General features: G+C 49.6%; 24 protein-coding genes. 14 read left to right on the forward strand and 10 right to left on the reverse strand.

Annotation, left to right across the window (positions count from 1 at the left end):
* Positions 1–168: 168 nt before the first annotated feature.
* The 3 genes from tyrS (at position 169) to EDC33_RS00745 (ending at position 2990) form a co-directional block, all read left to right on the forward strand.
* Positions 169–1428 carry a tyrosine--tRNA ligase gene (gene tyrS, locus EDC33_RS00735; protein WP_124009882.1) on the forward strand — a complete coding sequence of 420 codons (1260 nt, stop codon included), beginning with the start codon at positions 169–171 and terminating at the stop codon, positions 1426–1428.
* A gap of 111 nt (positions 1429–1539) precedes the next feature.
* Positions 1540–2124, forward strand: a complete 585-nt coding sequence (locus EDC33_RS00740) for a LemA family protein (RefSeq protein WP_094905388.1) — start codon at positions 1540–1542, stop codon at positions 2122–2124.
* Positions 2124–2990, forward strand: a complete 867-nt coding sequence (locus EDC33_RS00745) for a TPM domain-containing protein (RefSeq protein ID WP_170156326.1) — start codon at positions 2124–2126, stop codon at positions 2988–2990. The genes EDC33_RS00740 and EDC33_RS00745 overlap by 1 nt, the downstream gene beginning before the upstream one ends.
* An 82-nt stretch (positions 2991–3072) precedes the next feature.
* Here EDC33_RS00745 and EDC33_RS00750 read toward each other — a convergent pair whose 3' ends face one another.
* Positions 3073–4404 (reverse strand): YjiH family protein, encoded by a 1332-nt coding sequence (locus tag EDC33_RS00750; RefSeq protein ID WP_124009884.1) that lies wholly within the window; start codon positions 4402–4404, stop codon positions 3073–3075.
* A gap of 189 nt (positions 4405–4593) precedes the next feature.
* On the opposite strand from EDC33_RS00750, the gene EDC33_RS00755 reads away from it, so the two are divergent.
* Entirely contained in the window at positions 4594–5550 is a 957-nt protein-coding gene (locus EDC33_RS00755; protein ID WP_124009885.1) for a dipeptidase, read from the forward strand.
* A gap of 15 nt (positions 5551–5565) precedes the next feature.
* Here EDC33_RS00755 and EDC33_RS00760 read toward each other — a convergent pair whose 3' ends face one another.
* Positions 5566–6066 carry a hypothetical protein gene (locus EDC33_RS00760; RefSeq protein WP_124009886.1) on the reverse strand — a complete coding sequence of 167 codons (501 nt, stop codon included), beginning with the start codon at positions 6064–6066 and terminating at the stop codon, positions 5566–5568.
* Between the two features lie 95 nt (positions 6067–6161).
* Between EDC33_RS00760 and EDC33_RS00765 the strand changes: the two genes are divergently transcribed.
* The 3 genes from EDC33_RS00765 to EDC33_RS00775 all read left to right on the forward strand — a co-directional run bounded on the left by EDC33_RS00765 (position 6162) and on the right by EDC33_RS00775 (position 8906).
* Complete coding sequence (locus EDC33_RS00765) at positions 6162–7307, forward strand: MFS transporter (protein WP_124009887.1); 1146 nt, start codon at positions 6162–6164, stop codon at positions 7305–7307.
* Between the two features lie 25 nt (positions 7308–7332).
* The gene (locus EDC33_RS00770) at positions 7333–7632 is read left to right on the forward strand and encodes a hypothetical protein (RefSeq protein ID WP_094905393.1); all 300 of its coding nucleotides are present in this window, start codon (positions 7333–7335) and stop codon (positions 7630–7632) included.
* An 83-nt stretch (positions 7633–7715) separates the two neighbouring features.
* Entirely contained in the window at positions 7716–8906 is a 1191-nt protein-coding gene (locus EDC33_RS00775; protein WP_124009888.1) for a DUF418 domain-containing protein, read from the forward strand.
* Between the two features lie 13 nt (positions 8907–8919).
* Here EDC33_RS00775 and EDC33_RS00780 read toward each other — a convergent pair whose 3' ends face one another.
* From EDC33_RS00780 to EDC33_RS00790, 3 genes are read right to left on the reverse strand one after another with little or no spacing between them, the layout of a single operon-like run.
* On the reverse strand, positions 8920–9432 hold the full coding sequence (locus EDC33_RS00780) for a DUF421 domain-containing protein (RefSeq protein ID WP_094906028.1): 513 nt from the start codon (positions 9430–9432) through the stop codon (positions 8920–8922).
* A 37-nt stretch (positions 9433–9469) separates the two neighbouring features.
* A complete protein-coding gene (locus EDC33_RS00785; protein ID WP_124009889.1) occupies positions 9470–10522 on the reverse strand; it encodes a C45 family autoproteolytic acyltransferase/hydrolase in 1053 nt (350 codons plus the stop codon).
* 15 nt (positions 10523–10537) lie between these two features.
* Positions 10538–11128 (reverse strand): histidine phosphatase family protein, encoded by a 591-nt coding sequence (locus tag EDC33_RS00790; protein WP_170156327.1) that lies wholly within the window; start codon positions 11126–11128, stop codon positions 10538–10540.
* Positions 11129–11244: 116 nt separating this feature from the next.
* Here EDC33_RS00790 and EDC33_RS00795 point away from each other — a divergent pair, with 116 nt between their 5' ends.
* From EDC33_RS00795 to EDC33_RS00805, 3 genes are read left to right on the forward strand one after another with little or no spacing between them, the layout of a single operon-like run.
* Positions 11245–11967: a metallophosphoesterase family protein gene (locus EDC33_RS00795; RefSeq protein ID WP_124009891.1), complete on the forward strand. Its 723-nt coding sequence runs from the start codon at positions 11245–11247 to the stop codon at positions 11965–11967.
* 3 nt (positions 11968–11970) lie between these two features.
* Entirely contained in the window at positions 11971–12465 is a 495-nt protein-coding gene (locus tag EDC33_RS00800) for a GNAT family N-acetyltransferase (RefSeq protein ID WP_229716670.1), read from the forward strand.
* A 17-nt stretch (positions 12466–12482) separates the two neighbouring features.
* Positions 12483–13403 (forward strand): alpha/beta hydrolase, encoded by a 921-nt coding sequence (locus EDC33_RS00805; protein ID WP_124009892.1) that lies wholly within the window; start codon positions 12483–12485, stop codon positions 13401–13403.
* Positions 13404–13415: 12 nt separating this feature from the next.
* Here the strand turns inward: EDC33_RS00805 and EDC33_RS00810 are convergent, their stop codons facing one another.
* Positions 13416–13622, reverse strand: coding sequence for a hypothetical protein (locus EDC33_RS00810; protein ID WP_124009893.1), 207 nt, complete (start codon positions 13620–13622; stop codon positions 13416–13418).
* A 90-nt stretch (positions 13623–13712) separates the two neighbouring features.
* Between EDC33_RS00810 and EDC33_RS00815 the strand changes: the two genes are divergently transcribed.
* The 4 genes from EDC33_RS00815 (at position 13713) to EDC33_RS00830 (ending at position 17007) form a co-directional block, all read left to right on the forward strand.
* The gene (locus EDC33_RS00815; protein WP_124009894.1) at positions 13713–14339 is read left to right on the forward strand and encodes a GNAT family N-acetyltransferase; all 627 of its coding nucleotides are present in this window, start codon (positions 13713–13715) and stop codon (positions 14337–14339) included.
* Between the two features lie 134 nt (positions 14340–14473).
* Positions 14474–14830, forward strand: coding sequence for a SpoIIAA family protein (locus EDC33_RS00820; protein WP_124009895.1), 357 nt, complete (start codon positions 14474–14476; stop codon positions 14828–14830).
* 232 nt (positions 14831–15062) lie between these two features.
* Positions 15063–15743: a DUF421 domain-containing protein gene (locus EDC33_RS00825; RefSeq protein ID WP_170156328.1), complete on the forward strand. Its 681-nt coding sequence runs from the start codon at positions 15063–15065 to the stop codon at positions 15741–15743.
* A gap of 85 nt (positions 15744–15828) precedes the next feature.
* Positions 15829–17007 carry a M20 metallopeptidase family protein gene (locus tag EDC33_RS00830; RefSeq protein WP_124009897.1) on the forward strand — a complete coding sequence of 393 codons (1179 nt, stop codon included), beginning with the start codon at positions 15829–15831 and terminating at the stop codon, positions 17005–17007.
* Here EDC33_RS00830 and EDC33_RS00835 read toward each other — a convergent pair.
* From EDC33_RS00835 to EDC33_RS00850, 4 genes are all read right to left on the reverse strand, one after another.
* A complete protein-coding gene (locus EDC33_RS00835) occupies positions 16991–17422 on the reverse strand; it encodes a hypothetical protein (protein WP_124009898.1) in 432 nt (143 codons plus the stop codon). The genes EDC33_RS00830 and EDC33_RS00835 overlap by 17 nt on opposite strands.
* Positions 17423–17566: 144 nt before the next feature.
* Positions 17567–18223, reverse strand: a complete 657-nt coding sequence (locus EDC33_RS00840) for a potassium channel family protein (RefSeq protein WP_040106673.1) — start codon at positions 18221–18223, stop codon at positions 17567–17569.
* 182 nt (positions 18224–18405) lie between these two features.
* Positions 18406–19008, reverse strand: a complete 603-nt coding sequence (rpsD, locus tag EDC33_RS00845; protein ID WP_031544473.1) for a 30S ribosomal protein S4 — start codon at positions 19006–19008, stop codon at positions 18406–18408.
* 226 nt (positions 19009–19234) lie between these two features.
* Entirely contained in the window at positions 19235–19705 is a 471-nt protein-coding gene (locus tag EDC33_RS00850; protein ID WP_040106721.1) for a GAF domain-containing protein, read from the reverse strand.
* Between the last annotated feature and the right edge of the window lie 64 nt (positions 19706–19769).

Consider the following 19769-nt stretch of genomic DNA (forward strand, 5'->3'; position numbering starts at 1 on the left):
AGTGCACGCGTCCAATGAATACACTGCATCAGTTATTCGATCGTCGGGGTGGACGTTCCTGCCCATAAAGTGAAACTGTATGGTGGTACCGTGTACTCAAGCACCCTTACTTTTGTAGGGGTGCTTTTTAATTTGTAAAAATTATACATAACATTAGGAGGAAAAGACATGAATGCACTGCTGGAAGACTTGAAATACAGAGGAATCATCTATCAGATGACGGATGAAGAGAAGATTACAGAACTGCTCGACCGCGGGCAGCTCTCATTATACTGCGGGGCCGACCCGACGGCGGACAGCCTTCACATCGGCCACCTGGTGCCCTTCCTGACACTCAGACGGTTTCAGGATCACGGACACCGGCCAATCGTCCTGATCGGCGGGGGGACAGGCATGATCGGGGACCCTTCCTTCAAAAGCGAGGAGCGGAAGCTTCAGACGGAGGATCAGATCGATGACAACGTCCGTGGCATAAAGAAGCAGATGGAACGCATCTTCGACTTCTCTGATGAAAACAGTGCATTGCTGGTCAACAACAAGGACTGGCTTCAGGAAATCAGTCTGATCAGCTTCCTGAGGGACTACGGGAAGCATGTCAGCCTGAACTACATGCTCGCAAAGGATGCCATCCAATCCAGACTGGAGACGGGGATTTCATATACCGAGTTCACATATACGATCCTTCAGGCGATCGACTTCGGCCACCTGAACCGCCACTATGACTGCAGGATGCAGATCGGCGGCTCCGACCAGTGGGGCAACATCACAAGCGGCCTCGACCTGATGCGGCGTGTATATGGTGAAACGGAAGCAGAAGGCATGACGATTCCACTCGTGACGAAAGCGGATGGCAAGAAATTCGGCAAAACGGAGTCCGGCAACATATGGCTCGACCCGAATCGCACTTCCCCATATGAGTTCTATCAGTTCTGGATCAACCAGAGTGATGCGGACGTCATCAGATTCATCAAACTCTTCACCTTCCTGGAGAGGGAGGAGATAGAATCGCTTGAGGAATCGGTCAGGACTGAACCGCACTTGAGGAAGGCGCAGAAGCGCCTGGCCGAGGATATCACGGCCTTCATCCACGGCGAGGATGCTTTGGCCGAGGCACAGCGCATCACTGAAGCGCTCTTCAGCGGGGATATCAAGTCCCTGTCAGTCGACCAGATCAGGGATGCCTTCAAGGATGTGCCGTCGGCAAGCTATCCGGATGACGACATGAATCTCGTCAAAGTACTGGTGGAGACGGGCATCTCCCCGTCACGCAGACAGGCGAGGGAAGACATCAAGAATGGCGCCATCTACATCAATGGGGAGCGCCAGCAGGATATCGACTATGAAATCCATGAAGATGACAAGCTTGACGGTGCCTTCACCGTCGTCAGAAGAGGCAAGAAGAAATACCATATGGTCAAATATTCATAACAGGAGGGACTGGTGCATTGCACTGGTCCCCCTTGTCATATACCAAGGTTTGAAATGAAATGATTAATGGTAAGATAGAGGTATAAATAAGTGCAGAACAGGAGAAGAAAAATGAGAAAACTACTTATTCCATTAGGCATCATCGTCGGATTCTTCATCATTCTGGCAATCATATTCGCCCCGAAATACAACCAGTTCGTCAACCTTGAGGAGGAAGTGAACCAGAAGGAGGCCCAGATTGAAACACAGCTGCAGAGGCGGGGCGACCTGATTCCGAACCTTGTAAATACGGTCCAGGGTTATGCTTCCCATGAAGAGGAGATATTTACGGACATCGCCGATGCAAGAAGCCGTCTGTCCGGTGCAGGGAATGTCGAAGAGATGGCCGAAGCGAACAACGAAATGACTTCGGCACTGTCAAGGCTGCTGGCCATTTCGGAAAACTATCCGGATCTCCAGGCGAGCGAGCAGTTCACAGGGCTCCGCGATGAGCTCGCAGGAGCTGAGAATCGCATTGCGGTCGCCCGTCAGGACTACAATACAGCTGTACAGGAGTTCAACAGGAACACCAGGACCTTCCCGGGCAACATGGTTGCAGGAATGTTCGGATTCTCCGAAAAGCCATACTTTGAAGCGGACGAGACGAGCAGGGACGTCCCTGAAGTTGAATTCAACACCGATCAGGATGAAGAATGATGAAACGCCTGATCATGCTCATGCTGATCATGTTCGTATTTTCCAGCCTCCCTGCCGAGGCGCGTGTGGCCCTGCCATCCCTCGACACCAGCCATTACTTCATTCAGGATAATGCAGGAGTGCTGAGCGAATCGTCGATTGAGGAGCTCAATCAGATGGGGACGCACCTGGAAGAGGGGACAGGCGTTGAAATGCTGCTGCTCACCATGCCCTCGACCGGTCAGGAGCATCGGCAGGACTATGCCCTCAAGGCACTGCGTGAATATGGCGTCGGCAAACAAGAGGAGGATAATGGCATCGTCATCCTACTCAATCTGGACAATGGCAACGAATACAACAACCGCGGTGTCGAAGTCCAGGTCGGCTACGGGATCGAAGGATACCTGAATGATGCAAAGATCGGCAGGATCATCGATGACGTGGCCATGGAGCATTTCGTCGCAGCGACCGAGGCCGAGGAGGGCTCTGAAGCTGCAGCCTCAAGCTATGAGCAGGGGCTTTCCAACCTCTACCAGGCGCTCTACGAGGAATCTCTTGATGCATATGGATATGAAGAAGGCGAGTTCACCCGGGACACGCCGGAAGCAGACACCACCATGGGGGCGACGGACGGTGAGACCCTTGGTGCAGGCGAGTCCATCTTCCGCCTCATCTTCGCGATGGTCGTCATCTACCTGTTGTTCAAACTCATGGGTGGCGGCGGCAAGCCTCCAAGAGGCGGCGGACGTCGTGGACGCAGACGTGGACCTGTCGTGTTCTTCCCGCCATCCGGAGGCGGTGGACGCGGCGGCGGATTTGGTGGCGGTGGCTTTGGCGGCTTCGGGGGCGGCTCCGGAGGCGGAGGCGGTGCCGGACGCGGCTTCTAAGAGATAATCCGATATAAAATTGAGAAGCGCCTCTGGTCATACCGACCAGAGGCGCTTCTTTTCATCTTTTCATCTTTTCATTTTAGAAGAATATATGCGCGATCACTACGATGACCGGCAGTGTTATCGCGGTACGGAGCAGGAAGATGACGAATAATTTTCCGATGCCGACCGGTATTTTGGAGCCGAGTATGACCCCACCGACTTCGGAAAGGTAGATCAGCTGCGTGATGCTCAGTGTACCGATGATGAAGCGGGTCATATCGGAAGAGACGCCTTCAATCAGTATGGCGGGAAGGAACATATCGGTGAACCCGATGAAGAGCGATTCTGAAGCGGCCTGTGCCTCCGGCACATTCATCAGTTCGAGAACCGGTACGAAAGGTGCGCCGATCCATGTGAACACGGGTGTGTACTCCGCAAATATCGTACCGAGTGTCCCGATTGCCATGACAATCGGGAGCACCGCAAACCACATGTCTCCGACGGTCTTCACACCATCTTTCAGGAAGTCCCTGAAGCCCTCTGCTTCATGTGCCCGGTCGAGGGCCTTCTTGTAACCCCAAGTGACCGGATTGTATCCTGAAGGGACGGTTTCATCTATGGCGCTCCCCTCTACATAATAGTCATCCTTGATGCGGGAAAGGGGCGGAATCCTTGGCATGATCAATGCGGCGATGATGCCCGCGATGATGATCGTCATGTAGAACAGCAGGAAACGGTCCATCAGACCGATCAGGTCAAGTATGACGATCGAGAACGTGATGGATACTACAGAGAAGGTCGTCGCAATGACCGCAGCTTCCCTTTTCGAGTAGTAGCCATTTTCATACTGGTTGCTCGTCAGCAGGACACCAACCGTACCGTCTCCGACCCATGATGCCAGGTTATCGACTGTGGAACGGCCCGGGAGGGTGAACAGCGGACGCATGATTTTGGCGAACATCGTACCGACGAATTCGAGCAGACCATAGTTGAGCAGGAGCGGCAGCAGTATGCCGGCAAAAAGGAATATGGCAAACAGTGTCGGCAGCAGATCATAGAGCATCAGTCCGCCTGTGTTTTCAGAATTTATGAACTCTGGACCGAAGACGAAATATGCCATCAGCGAGAATACTGCACCCAGCACACGCAGGATGACCCATACTGCATTTACACGGAACAAGTTCCTGAAAAACTCTTGGGCAGGATTGACCACCCAGCTGAAGAGGATGGTCAATAAAGCGGAAATATTTATCAGTATGATGACGATGAGGACAACATTGTCGTAACCGATCAGTTCATTGAGTGCATCTGCAAGGTATGCGACGGGTATCGTCGTGTCTCCATCGGCATTCTTCATGGGGAAGAGGAACATGAACACCCCAATCAGTGAAGGGATGAGGAATTTAAATAAAGTTGCACGTTTATGCATAATAAAGCCTCCTTATTAAATAATTATACATGCCAATCTAAACTTGTAAATCTTAAAGATTAAAGAAAACGTTTTCAAACACTCAATTTATTTTATACAACTATTAATAGTTATGCAAATCAAGTCTTTCCATATCGATTCAAGATGGGCGTAATTATTGGTATACTCGCAGAAAAGGAGGAAATCTGAATGAAAATCATCGATACACACTGTGATGCACTGCTGAAGCTTCAATCCGACTACAGGGAGAGCTACCGCAGCCAGGAACGTGTCCTGGATTTCAAAAATGGCGGAGACCTCAATGCCAGTGCCGAAAAGTTGAGGAGGGGAGGCGTCAAGGTCCAGTTCTTCGCCATCTTCATCCCGCCGATGCTGCCGGATAACGAAAAATGGCAGCATGCACTCGAACAGGTGGATTGCTTCTATAATGAAGTGCTGGCGGAAGAGGGTTTCGTGCATATACGGAACTTCGAGGATATCGATTATCTGGAAGAAGGGGAGATCGGTGCGGTGCTTGCTCTGGAAGGGGCGGATGCGATAGGGAATGATCTGATGAAGCTGAGGACCCTGTTCAGGCTGGGTGTGCTGTCCGTCGGCCTTACATGGAACGATGGCAATCTTGCTGCCGACGGTGTAGGCGAGCACAGGGGCACCGGCCTGTCTAAATTCGGGTTCAATGTAGTGGATTGCTGCAACCGCCACAATGTCCTGGTGGATGTGAGCCATCTCAACCCTGAAGGCGTGGATGATGTCATCAGGAGTGCCGAGCGCGTCATCGCAACACATTCGAATGCAAGGGAAATATTCGACCATCGGAGAAATCTCCATGATGCGCAGATAAAAGCGCTGATCAATAAAGACGGCATGGTCAACATCGTCTTCAATCCGCCCTTCATCGAGGATGGGACTCCCGGTATAGAAGCACTTTTCGCGCACATAGACCGGATCATCGAGCTTGGAGGTGAGCAGGCCATCGGACTCGGCTCGGATTTCGACGGCATCGCATCATATGTGGAGGGACTTGAAGACGCAGGGAAATACCAGAACCTTGTAGAAGCGCTCGTCGAGAGGTATGGTGAAGACTTTGCTGAAAGGATCACTCATCTGAACTTCATGGAAAGGTACGTAAAAAAAGACTTGTCCTAACTTGGACAAGTCTTTCTATGAGCCTTCATCGGGAGTAAGCTCCCCATAATGGTCCTGGATTTGATTATAGCGTTCATCCACCAGCTCCTCTTGGGATTCTATTTCGGCAAGCATCGCATCGACTTCCTCTTTGAATTCGGAATCCCCGAGCGGGTTATAGTTGATGACGGTACGGCTGAACTCCCCGTTCAGTTCAACGAGCGTCTCCAGGGAATCGATATAGGTGAGCATCTCTTCCTTGAGCTGTTCATGCTCTGATCCGGTGACCGAATAATTATGGATGGTCCGCCTGAAATCTTCAATTGCCGGAAGCATCTCATCGTAGATCAGCTTGAGCTGTGCTTCCCGGTCTGCCTCACCGCTGTCCTCCATTTCCTCGAGCATAGTGGAGAATTCGATTTCCAGTTCATCATGATTCCTCTCGAAAGCTTCGTAAAGTTCGTCCAGGGCATCCTGGTCAGCCTGCGTACACCCTGCAAGAAGGAGAAATATGAGCAATGGAAGCAATTTTTTCATAATACCACCTCATACTCATTTTAACACGTATCAGTTTGATTGAATCGTGATATGTTGTATAATAATCAGGTTGACTTTTTGAATGGGTGGTTATAATGAATAGAAAATTATTGGTGACATTTACCGTCGGCGTCTTTCTTCTTGGCATGATGGAACTCATCATTTCGGGTATATTGGAGCTGATGAGTTCGGATCTCGGCATTTCGAATGCCCTGACAGGACAGCTGATTACAGTATATGCAGTGAGCTTTGCGGTTTTTGGTCCCATACTCGTCAAAGCAACTGAAAAATTAAGGCCCAAACCCGTCATCCTTGTTTCCCTGATTGTCTTCATTCTCGGGAATATAATCTTCGGATTGTCCAGTACATTCATGATGCTGGCATTGGGTCGGGTCATCACAGCACTTGCAGCAGCAGTGTTCATCGTCAAGATTATGGATATGACTGTGCTGCTTTCGGAACCGGCCATACGCGGACGTATGATTGCACTGGTTTATATGGGCTTCAGTGCAGCAAATGTCTTCGGCATTCCAATCGGAACAATCATCGGACAGCAGTTCGGCTGGCGGGTCATTTTCTGGCTTGTTATTGCCATTGCAGTTATAGTAGGATTAGGCATCATTGCCCTGGCCCCGAATAAAAGGGGAGAGGATCTGGGTGATCCTGTTCCGGACAAGATACTGGACAGAAGGAACATCGTACTCTACATAGGGGTGACGATGTCTGTACTGATCGGAAACTATATCGTCCTCGGCTACATTTCACCACTGATGACCACCAATGGCTACAGTATAGAAAACGTCTCCATTGCACTGCTGATTGCCGGTGTAGGCGGCATGCTTGGAACCATCCTTGGCGGCAATCTGGTCGATAGGATTGGTACACGACGAACCTTGATGATCATGCTGTCGCTGTTCATCATATCGATGGCGGCGATGCCGCTGATATATGGCATTCCGGTGCTGTTCTATATCAACCTGTTCCTCTGGAGCCTCTTCCAGTGGAGTACAAGCCCGGCTGTGCAAAGCGGCCTGGTCGAGAATGTACAGGGTTCTGCAGCTGTGGTCTTCAGCTGGAACATGTCCGGCCTCAACCTCGGCATCGGCATCGGGGCCGTCATCGGCGGCATCTACATCAGCCAGTTCGACATCGGATATGCACCATGGCTCAGTGTATTCATCATCGCCATGGGTCTCCTGTGCGCCGTATTCGTCAAGGAGACGGAAAAATCCTACCAATAATGCCAGTAAAAGGGTGTGAGTTCAAATGTTCATCAGATTGATACTGATTATTGCACTGTCATTTTTCGTCATATATGGACTCAACTATCTGGATCTCGCAGATATCGGCTACAGTTTCCAGACTGTGGCTGTGACAGCCATCGTACTGATTGTGCTCGGGATTCTTTACCGCGTATTTACGAAATTCCTGAAAGTGCTGCTCTTCGTGTTCGTATTTCTGCCGCTCGTGGCACTGCTCATATATTATCTCTACTCCTTTGTTACAGGCACTCCGATGGAGATGCCTGATATGGATTGGATCGAAAAGGGAACTCAATGGCTTTGAGTTCCCTTTTACTATTGAAACGATGTATTATAATCGTAAATGGTATAATCGAATAAAGAATTCTCTAGTTCAGGAGGCATGCTATGCAACACGACTATTCGCCTGTGCAGTCATCAACCAGGGTGTTCGAAATTGATGCGGTACGGGGCTTTGCACTTTTTGGCATATTGATGATGAATATCATGAGTTTTGCCGGCCCACATATGGAAGATCAACTGACGATGAATACGAGTGATATCTATTCCGGTACCAATTCAATCGTCATATTTCTGATCAATACGCTTGTAACTTCCAATTTCTATACGATGTTTTCCTTCCTTTTTGGGCTCGGCTTCTACATCTTCCTATCCCGGGCCGAAAAGAAATCAGGGTCTACATATCTATTATTCATTCGCAGGATGATCATCCTGCTTGTCATCGGCATCATTCATGCTGTATTCATCTGGTATGGTGATATCCTTACCGTCTATGCAATCACAGGACTGCTGCTTATTTTCTTCTATCGTCTGCCTCCGAAGTTCAACCTTGCCATCTCGTTTGTGATTCTTCTGCTCGGCACTGTATTCGTACTGCTGCTCACGCTTCTGATGTTTTCAATACGGGATGTCGACATGGGTGCACTTCCTGCCTCTGGTTACGGTGTGGATATGATGGCCGCAGCTGCGGGGTCCTATGGTGAGATCATTTCACTGAATATATCCATATTCGGACTGATGATGACGAATAATATAGTGATGGTGCCACTTGTACTCGCCATTTTCCTCATCGGTCTTTATGCCGGGCAGAAAGGCTATTTCGAAAGACTGTCTTCCATCCGTGGAATGCTGTGGAAAGTAGCTGTTTTGGGCATCGGCATCGGTCTGCCGATAAAACTGGCTACCGGATATGGGATGACATACGGCATGGATGACCCTGTATGGTCTATTGCCACGATGCTCGCATATACAGCAGGAGGACCATTGATGTCACTTGGATACATCGCACTCCTCCTTCTTATACTCGGACGTTTTGAAGGGCTCACCAGGCTGCTTCAGCCGGTGGGGCAGATGGCATTGACGAACTATATCATGCAGAGCGTACTCATGATCGTCCTGTTTTTCGGGTTCGACCTCTTCAATACGATCGGGGCGGTATGGTTCCCTCTGATTGTACTTTCAACATTCATGCTGCAGATTGTTCTCAGCCACATATGGATGAAGGCATTCAGCTATGGTCCGCTCGAGTGGATCTGGCGCATACTGACATATGGCAGAATATTGCCGATAAAAAAATAAGACCCGATGGGTCTTATTTTTTTACTTCCCTGAACAGCCGGTCCAAGCTTGGCTCATCGGATTGATTGCTGATGACGGAAATGCTGCCGTCGGTTTCAAGGACGACCGCCATGACTTCCGACATGTCATCCTTGCCGCTTGAGCGGGCCGCCTGCCTGATTTCAATTTCCAGCACGCGTTCCTTCTTCATGTTCTGTGTCAGGAATTCCCCATTATAATAGAGGAGGGCGGGCTGTGATTTGATCAGGCTGCTGAAGGCCCGGCTCTTTACAGAGAGTTTGGTGAAGATGTACTGCATGATGACAAGGACAAGGAATGCAGTCAGTCCCTGGGCAATTGTAATGTCCTTGCTCGTGATGATGCTGGCAAGGATGGAACCGAGTGCGATCGTCACGATGAAGTCAAAGGCGTTCATCTTGGTCAGGGTCCGCTTGCCGCTCACGCGGAGGATGACCACGAGTGAGAGGTAGGCCATGATGCCGACCAGTACCGTCCGGATGATGACCTCAAAGTCATTGAATATAATCTTATCGAATTCGAGGATGATATCCACCTCCCTGGAATTAGATTCTGGATTTCAACTGCCAGTCGGCGCTTGTGAAGCTGAGGTCAGTATCGATTTTTCCATTAAGCTTTGTTTCTGTAATGCCTGTGCCATCCAGCCAGGCTGCAAAATCAAATTCATGCATTTGTCCCTCTCCGCCTAGACGGATGCCGGCCTTCAAGTTCTTCCGGTCATATATGGATGTATGGATGGTGCCGGCCCAGCTTTTGTAGTTGTCCACAAAAAGGCCGTGTACCGGATCGGTGAAGCGTGTGAGGAGTTCTTCCCTTGATGGTGAATGTATGTCCTGCAGTATATCAAGGCGCTCCTTCGAATCGACGAGGTATCTCCGATTTTCATGCGCCAGCTTTTCATAGTGGTTGGTGCAGATCTGCGCTTCACGGAATTCCATGCCGCGTGCTGAAGTTTCCGCAATGAAGGAATGATTCTCCCTATCCTGGATGATGTAGCTGAAGCCGCCGCGATGGGGGAGTTCCTTAAGCAATGCAGCCGCTTCTTCCGTTGTCCTGCACAATTCGAGGATGAAGCGGCCGATGATGAAGCACGTGAACCCATCGAAAGGCTGTTTCCTGTTCATGAAATTGTAGGCCATGACGAGGCCATGTTCATTCATGCCGTCCATTCTACCCGTTACCCTGGATGCGGGTCCGATATGCGCATATCCATGACCGGGCTTGAAAAGTTTATACATTCCATCATAAGTATTGGGATGATAGTCATAGTTCCTGATGAATATGTCGTCATCCATGTAGACGCTGCATCCGTTGTCCCGCGGTGATACCCTGTAGTGGGCAAGATTAAGGAGGACTTCGCGGTCTGTGATTTCAAGGGATTCCTGAAGGCCCATGATCTCCTCCCAGATATGAGGAGCGAAATGCATATAGAGCTGCTTTGTTTCATCGTAGTCGAGGTCGAACTTCGGCCGGCGTTTTATCCACTCGTAGTTCCTGTTCTGCATATAGTGTGTCTGCTTGAGCCACTCCCCCTGCTGCACCCCATAGTCGAAATGAGTGCCTCTGAAGGGCTGGACGGCCGCGTGTATCTTCTGCATATGATCAATGCTCCTTTATCCATTATGCTCTTCCTGTCTGCCCTCTGTATACGTCGGTACGTTATATGTGTGCACATGCCATTCGGAATCGATGAATTCGATGTGGCTCAAGCTGCAGTTGTCGAGCTTAGTCCTGAGCATATCGATTTCATCGCTGTATAGTGCAAGTATGGACTTGATCGTCCGAGAGTGGGCAGTGAGCAGCACATACTGACCCTCGAACTGTTCATGGATATATTTTATGGCTTTTTCAGCACGGGCGGACAGTGCTGAAAATGTCTCAGCACCGGGAAGCTCACCATTCGGATACTTTTCGATGATATGGTCGATGTGGCTCCCTTCAAGCGTGCCGAAGTGCTGTTCTTTCAGTTCCTCCATCGTATGGATCGGAAGGTGATGGTGCTGGTTTATGATTTCCGCTGTGCGGTAGGCGCGGCCGAGCGGACTTGAAACAATCGTGTCGAAGGGTTCATCCATTAATTTTTCAGCGGCACACTGCGCCTGATATTCCCCTTCAGCATTCAGGGGGATGTCTGAAGAACCCTGGAGTTTCCTCAGATGGTTATATTCCGTGAGGCCGTGCCTCACTAGGCAGATTCTGGTCATGGTACACCTCATTATTATTTTACATATATGATAACATGAGAATGAAATGATAGGTGAACGAAGGAACTTTTGTTAAAATGGAACATAAGAGTGGAAAGTAATGGAGGGTATGGACATTGAAGAGAAGGATGGCGGTCATCGCCGATATACATGGCAACTATGATGCGTTGTCAGAGGTGATGAAGGATATGGAAAAGTTCGATATTGATGCGGTCTACTGTCTGGGGGACATCGTTTCGCTGGGCCACCAGACCAATGAAGTTCTGGAACTGCTTACGGGGCTTCCGAACCTCACAATCATCCGCGGCAACCACGATGAAGAGGTATTGAAGGCTTTCCGGCACATACCTTCTGAAGTCACCGGTCCCGAGCATGATCACCACGTGTGGGTGGCAGAGCATCTGGATCCGGTGTATGAACAGTACCTCGCAACGCTTCCCCTCACACAGACGCGGGAAAAGGGAGGCAGACAGATCCTGCTTACACATTACCATCTGGAATCGGACGATACATATAGTGCGATTGACCCTGCACCATCTGTGGAGAGCCTGGCGTCCATCTACGGGGGTAGGGGGCATGACATCGTCCTTTTCGGCCATGATCATATGAGACACCATTTCGAACATGGCCATCAGCTATTCCTGAATCCAGGAGCGCTTGGGGTCACACCCAAAGCCTATGCCCCCTACATGATCATCGAAATCGAGGATGACGGCGCGGTGCACATCACCCATAGGAACATCCATTACGACCGCAGTGCCTTCATTGATGGACTCAGGAAAGAAAATCCACCAGCGCTTGATTTCATATTGAATGTACTGCTTAAGGAAAGGAGGTAGAGTATGGAAATCCGTGCGATAGAAATGCGGGATATTGAACAGTTCCTGAACCTGCTTGTGACATTGGAGGAGAACAGCAAAGATGACCTGTACGAAGATCAGCCCCTCAACATTTCAAATACCGAGACGCTGCTCTCTTCAGTACTGCAGAACGCTAAACGTCAGATCTTCGTCGCCAGAGACAACCAGAGGATTGTAGGATACATCAGTCTGGCGGGGAACCATAATGAAATGACGGCGCACCGGGCCAACGTGTCACTGGGGGTACTCCAGACGGACCAGCAGAACAGCATCGGCAGAAATCTGCTGAATGCAGCCATACATTGGGCGGAAGAGAATCGCATCCACCGACTTGAGCTTTCCATACGGGATGATTTTGCTGAAGAAATCGAGCTGTATAAAGCACTTGGCTTCAAGAAGGAGGGTGAACGGGTCGATGCCCTGTTCATCGACGGGAAGTACAGGAACGAAATATACCTTTACAGGCTGATCAATTGAAATGATGGGGGAGACACATGAATCTGCAAAGCTTTTATATTGGTGAAAAACATGCTGAAGTGACGATGATGCTTGGGGAAAGTGCAGTACATGAGAAGGAGGGCAGGCCGGCAGTGGTCATCTGCCCGGGCGGGAGCTATATGTATGTATCCGAAAGGGAAGCGGAACCTGTAGGATATGAGTTTCTGGCTAAAGGCTATCATGTATTTATACTCAGATATTCTACAATCGGTTCGGCCATGCGCAGGGAAGGCAGGCAGACCAACAGGGATGAACTGTATCAGATAGCATCCATGGTGGAGCAGGACGAGGTGCTCGGATCGGAATTCCCAGGGCCTCTTGTGGAATTGGCTCAGACGATCACCTTCATCCGCGAAAACTGTCATGAATTCAACGTGAACCCCGACCAGATCGGCGTCGTCGGCTTCTCTGCCGGTGGGCACCTGGCTGCAAGCCTTGGCGTCCACTGGAATTCCGATTGGTTGAGCAGCCTTACAGGACAGGAACCGAGATGGTACCGTCCGAACTTCCAGGTGCTGGCCTATCCGATACTGGACTATATGCTGAACAGGGATATAGCCGAGGAACGCGGCATCGGCGATCCGAAGTACATGACGACCGCTTCAAGGATGGTATTCGGACACGCTGCGGAAGACGAAACCATCGATCGTGCAGACCTCAAGGCCCATGTGTCCAAAGATACACCGCCGACCTTCATCTGGCATACCGTTGAAGACCGGCTCGTCTTTGTACAGAACGCCCTGGATTTTGCGAAGGCGCTCGAGAAGTTTCAGATACCGTGGGAGCTCCATACTTTCAAGAGCGGCAGCCATGGGCTGAGCCTTGCCACAGAAGTGACCGGCAGGGTGGACTTACGCGCTTCCCAGTGGACCGGACTCATGTTCAGCTGGCTTGATGAAGTGCTGGAAAAAAATTAGAGGACGCTGCTTTCAGCGTCCTCTGGTATAGTTGATCTTGAATTGTGTGAATGTTTCTGTATGCCCGGGATAGATGAACTGGATGAATTTATCATCTTCTGGAGTTGTCTCCTGGAGAATGTATTCCGATTTATCAAATTCATTCACTTTATCATTCCGGATATACTTGAAATCCGTACTGTCGTTCGTGCTGTCCTTAACCTTTACCAAGATTGCCATATGCACCAACTCCTCACTATGTATATATCCACAGCGCCATGGGCTCAAACGTGACTTAGTGAGCATATTATAAATAAAAAGGATGATTTGATGGATTTTAAAACGCTGCATCTCGGAGACCTGCCGGAACTGCTTTCTCTTCAGAACATGGTATACGAAGGCCTCGAGGACAAGGAAGTCCTTCAGACACTGACTGAGAGGGAGTTCAAGGAAATTATTGCACAGGGCTTCATAATCGGGGCTGTTGATGACGGCCACCTCGTAGCTTCCAGGGCCATGTATGTTCCGACACCCGATGAAGAGGAGCATCTGGCGGACGAAGTGGGACTGAAGGACAAAGAAAAGGTGATATATTCTGAGATCAGCTTCATCGCACCGTCCCATAGGGGCAGGGGTCTGCAGACGAGCATGGGGAGACATCTGATTGAAATGGTAAAGGCGGATGGCAGGTTCCATGATGTCCTCACTACCGTAATGCCTGAAAACGTGCCGAGCCTAAAGGATAAATTCAGGCTGGGCTTCAAAATAAGGAAGACTACATATAAATATAATGGCAAAAAGCGTCATGTGATGCACCTCCACCTTTGGGAGCCATATGTCCGCTCCGGTGAAGCCACAAGGATCCACTATACGGATACCGATTGGATGCTTGAACATGGTGCAGATTATGTAGGCAATGATTTCGATGGGGAGTATATTTCCTACTACAGGAAATGAAAGTACGAGGGGCCGGCACTCTGCCGGTCCCTCGTATTTGATTCCATGAATCTCCCCGTCTTCTATGGCTGATGTTTCCATTTAACCAAAAAGGGTAGCGGTCTATAAAAACACAATTCGTGAGAGGTGATACTATGATGAAACTTGAGGAAACAAAATATCCGAATGTGGTATATATCGAAGTGGATGGAAAAGTGACTGAGGAGGACGCTGAGAAATCGGAAGCCTTCATCAAGGAGCACTATGGAAATGAAAAGAAGCTAAACGCAATGGTATACATTAAAGATATGGAAGGGACGGATCTCGGTGGCATCCTGAAGGGCAGCCTCATTGATATCAAGCACTGGGAACAGTACGGGAAGTTTGCACTCATCGCGAATCCGGCCTGGATTGAAGGGGGCGCAGCTGTGGCAGATGTCATGCCAGGCATAGAAGTGCGGCAATTTGACAAGGCACAGATGGATGAGGCCTGGGAGTGGCTTCAGGAATAGGTTTCAGGAACGGTACGCTGCAGCGGCCAGAAGATGACGTCGAGTGTGGCAAGCATTGGTTCTGCAGGCTTTGAAAAGGGTTTTTATCTTCCTTTGAAATAGGGTGTTGAACCGTGCTGGCGGCGGCTGTGATAATGGATCCAGCCGTCCTTTTTGGCTGCTTTTCAAACCATGATTACTGTATCAGGCATCCTGGCCAACAACTTAAGAAAAGGTGAAGCTAATGGAAGATATGCTTACTTATGTGGTCAAACTTACGACCGGCCTGATTGGTGTCATCATAGTACTCAGGCTGCTCGGCAAGAAGGAAATGGCCCAGATTACACCTCTTGATTTCGTCTATGCATTGATTCTCGGCAGCATTGTAGAAGAGGCCCTGTATGAAACGACGATGCCCTTCTATGAGATGCTATTCGCGCTCGCCTATTGGGCACTGCTTATATATGTAATTGAAAAGGTCGCCTTGAAGAATGAGCGTTTCAGAAGGGTGATGAAAGGAAGGCCTGAGCTATTGATCAATGATGGCATCATTGATGTTGAAGTGATGGACAGGAATAACATGGATGTGGATGAAGTACGGGAACTCTTGCGGCTGCAGCAGATCTTTTCTCTGAAGAGTGTAAAGTATGCGGTGCTTGAGAACAGCGGTATGCTGTCTGTCATACAATATGCAAGTGAAGAGCCTGCGCTCAGGCGGGAACTGAAGGATGATGACGAGTATGACGAGAATGAGATCAACTACCTGTTCGTCGACGCCGGGAAGATAGAATACGAGGCACTCGAACGGGCTGGGTTTGATGAGGAATGGCTCCGTGAAAAGCTCAAAAAGGATACTGAATATGATGTGGATGATGTATACTTTGCAGAATGGAACAAGAATACCGGATTCTTTGCCCAAGGTAAACGTAAATAGGGCTTGAAATGCAAAATCATGTCTTCCTGTTGTGGTAAGATTTAAAGTATCTTCTTGCAAATAAAAAGTGAAAGGTGTTTTTAGGATGACACTCGATTCCCGCATAGTGGAAGAAGTTGTTGAATTCAGGAGGCTGTTGCACAGGAATCCCGAACTGAGTGGAGAGGAGCAGGAGACTTCACAGCGTATACAGGAGAAGCTGGATGAAATCGGTGTCCCTTACGAGACGGGGTTCGCAAGAACCGGAATCCTCGGTATCATCGAAGGAGAGAAATCAGGACCCACCATCGGACTCAGGGCCGACATCGATGCCCTGCCGATCATGGAGAGTTCAGGTGAGGATTTTTCCTCTGAAAATGACGGGGTGATGCATGCATGCGGCCATGATGCCCATACCGCGATGCTCTTCGGGACCGCGAAATATCTGCTCCAGCGCCGGGATGAAATAGAGGGCAGGATTCTGCTCATTTTCCAGCCGGCAGAAGAACAGTCGCCGACGGGCGGGTCGAAGCAGATGATGGAGGATGGTGTCTTCGATGAATACGTGCCGGAAGTGCTGATTGCCCAGCATGTATGGCCGCAGCTGCCTGTAGGGCAGTTCGGGGTGATGACCGGGCCAATCATGGGCAACTCGGACCGCTTCAAGATCAAAGTGACCGGATCGGGCGGCCACGCCTCCATGCCGCATGACACCATCGATGCGATCGTCGCCGCCAACCAGATTGTGACAAGTCTGCAGACCATCGCCAGCCGGAATGCCAATCCATTCGACCCCGCAGTGGTGACTGTTGGAAAGTTCAATGCCGGGTTCCAGTATAATGTCATTGCTGAAACTGCAGAACTGGAAGGGACGATCCGGACACAGAGTGATGAGATGAAGCAGAAGGTGAAGCGGCGGTTCTTTGAAGTCGTTGAAAACGTCGCTGAGGCAATGGATGCCAAAGTTGAAATCACCTATCTCGACGGATATCCCGCCACCGTCAACGATGCCGAATGGGCGGAACAGGTCCATACGACTGTAGAAGAAATGTATGGAGAGGAAGCACTGCCTGCATTGACCCCGAGCCTCGGTGGAGAGGATTTCAGCAGATTCCTGCAGAAATATCCGGGCGTCTACTACTGGCTGGGAAGTTCTGTCGGAGAAGGACAGAAGCCGCTTCACAACCCTTCCTTCAGATTCAACGAAGAAGCGATTCCTTACGGTATCGAGGCGATGAGCCAGGTTGCGATCGATACACTCCAGACACTCAAGAATAAGGGATAGCCAGTATATTCATACCTGCATGATGAAAGCCACCTGTGAAGGTGGCTTTTGCTGTGTGGATTTCAAATAGTCTTTCAATTTCCCGGTCTGGTGTCATGCGGGAAGAATCGTCCTCGACTTCCTCATCTTTCGATCCGGGCGCCTGATCTTCAGTGATTTCTTCGTCCTGCTCGTCACCGAAGAAAAGACCGGTACAAGATCCGAGGAAGAAGATCAGAGCAATGATGGCGACCGTCAGAAGCAGACATCCATTGATGCCGGTCCTTTTATTCGCTTCGTATCTTCCTTCCTCACCAGACTGCCTCTTTGCCCGCTTCTTCTCCCTTATCGTCTCCTCATCGTCATTTTCATAGACGTTGGCATCATCTTCCCAGTTTATCTCCTTATCGTCGAACTGATCCCTCTTGCCATCCATCCAGAACCCCCCTAAACATTTTTGTATTATAATACCCTCATATTCCGATAAAAAGCATGGAAACTGAATATTGAGGCATCTATTGAAGGGAGGAGAAAGGACTGCATTAAAAAAAGCCGCAGAAGCGGCCTGATTCCAAAAAGGCTACATGCCTTCTTTCTCGAAACGGTCTATATCATCATTACGTCCGATGATGATCAATGTATCGCCTTCATGTATGACTTCATCTACAGGCGGCGAGATGTTGAATTCCGTGCCTCTCTGGATCCCGACGATTGTACAGCCATATCTCACACGCAAGTTCAACTTTTGCAGGGTGAGGCCGTCAATCTTGGGCGTCGCCTCGATCTCGACGATACTGTATCTGTCCGACAGTTCTATGAAATCGATCATCTTGTCGGAGACGATATGTTTCGCAATACGCTTGGCGACATCGTGGGAAGGCTGGATGACCCGGTCCACACCGATCTTTTCCAGGACTTTCGTATGATGGGCATTCTGCGACTTCGTCCATACTTTGGGGACCCCCATGTCCTTCAGGAGCAGGGAAGTCAGTATGCTCGCCTGAAGATCGTCACCGAATGAAACGAAGGCGTGATTGACATTTCTGACCCCCATATCGTTCAAAGTCGTCTCATCTATCTGGGAGATGCGTACTGCGTACGTTGCCAGATCGGAGTACGCCTTGATCTTGTCTTCATCCTTATCCACAGCGATGACTTCTATACCGCTCTCATGGAACGCCTTGACGAGCGTGCCGCCGAACCGCCCCAGGCCGAACACAGCAAAAGATTTATCCATGCCTTCTCCTCCAGTCCTCATATTGGTTTCCTTATTCGTCAGTCATCTTACTCCCACCGCGTGCTTTTGTAAAGGAGAATATTATGTTCTCTTCAATATTGTGTTCAAAGAAACTATCCAAAAAGGAAAAGCTCCAAACCCTCATGTGAGGATCTGGAGCTTTAAGATACTGTTTCAACCTATTATCTGGAGTAGTACTCGACGATAAGCTGTTCGTTGATTTCAGCAGCGAGCTCGGAACGCTCTGGCTGACGTACGAAAGTACCTTCCATTTTTTCTTCGTCGAATGTAAGGTATTCAGGTACGAAGTTGTTGTACTCGATCGCTTCTTTGACGATGTCGAGGTTGCGGGATTTCTCACGCAGGCCGATAGTCTGGCCAGCTTTGAGCGTGTAGGATGGGATATCCACACGTTTGCCATCTACAGTCACGTGACCGTGGTTGACGAGCTGACGTGCTTGACGGCGTGTTCTTGCAAGTCCGAGCTGGTATACGACTGCATCCAGACGGGAAGCGAGAAGGATCATGAAGTTTTCACCATGAACACCTTTCATTTTTGCAGAACGGTCGAAGATTGTACGGAACTGGCGCTCAGTGATTCCATACATGAAACGGAGCTTCTGCTTCTCCTGAAGCTGCATTCCGTATTCGGAAAGCTTTCTTCTTTGTGTTGGTCCGTGGTCACCAGGGGCGTACGGACGGCGTTCGAGTTCTTTGCCTGTGCCACTCAGTGAAATTCCGAGACGGCGGGACTTTTTCCAAGTTGAACCTGTAAAACGAGCCATTTTGACTCCTCCTTATTGTTTTGTCTATGCAAAAGACATCATAAGGGTGATAACCACTTACATGGGCATGCGATTTTAAGTGCCTTCGCCTTATAGCATCAGTTACGCAGCACACCCCGCGAGGGAACCGCATGCTGACACGTAATGGTCATCCGCTACTTAATCCGTTCATTTACACAATTACTGATTATACACAAACTGCTGTTGCTTGTCAATGGCGTACTCTCTAGATATACTGTTTCAGTACTTCCACGAATTCACTGAGACCCCTGCGGTCTTCCTCCGTGAAGCGGTCGAAGGTAGGGGAGTCGATGTCGAGTACGCCGATTGGTGTTCCATCCTTATATATCGGCACGACGATTTCGGACCGGCTGTTTGCATCGCAGGCGATGTGGCCGGGGAATTCTGTAACATCATCGACGATGAATATGTCATTGCCCCTGAAGGCGAGGCCGCATACACCCTTGCCGTTCTGGATCCTTACACAGGCGGGCAGGCCCTGGAAGGGGCCAAGAACGAGTTCGTCGGCCGCTTCATCATAGAGGTAGAAGCCGACCCAGTTGATATCTTCGAGAAATACGTTGAGCAGGCTTGAAGCATTGGACAGATTGGCGATGCGGTCCGTCTCGTCTTCGATCAGGCCCTTGAGCATCTGGTTCAGTTGTGTGTAGTCCTTAATTCTGGTTTCTGTAAACATTTGATCACCCTGTCTATATTAAATATTAATGAATTATACATTTATATGTTTTTTCTTTCAATTT

The sequence above is a fragment of the Salinicoccus roseus genome (assembly GCF_003814515.1).
GTDB classification, from domain to species: domain Bacteria; phylum Bacillota; class Bacilli; order Staphylococcales; family Salinicoccaceae; genus Salinicoccus; species Salinicoccus roseus.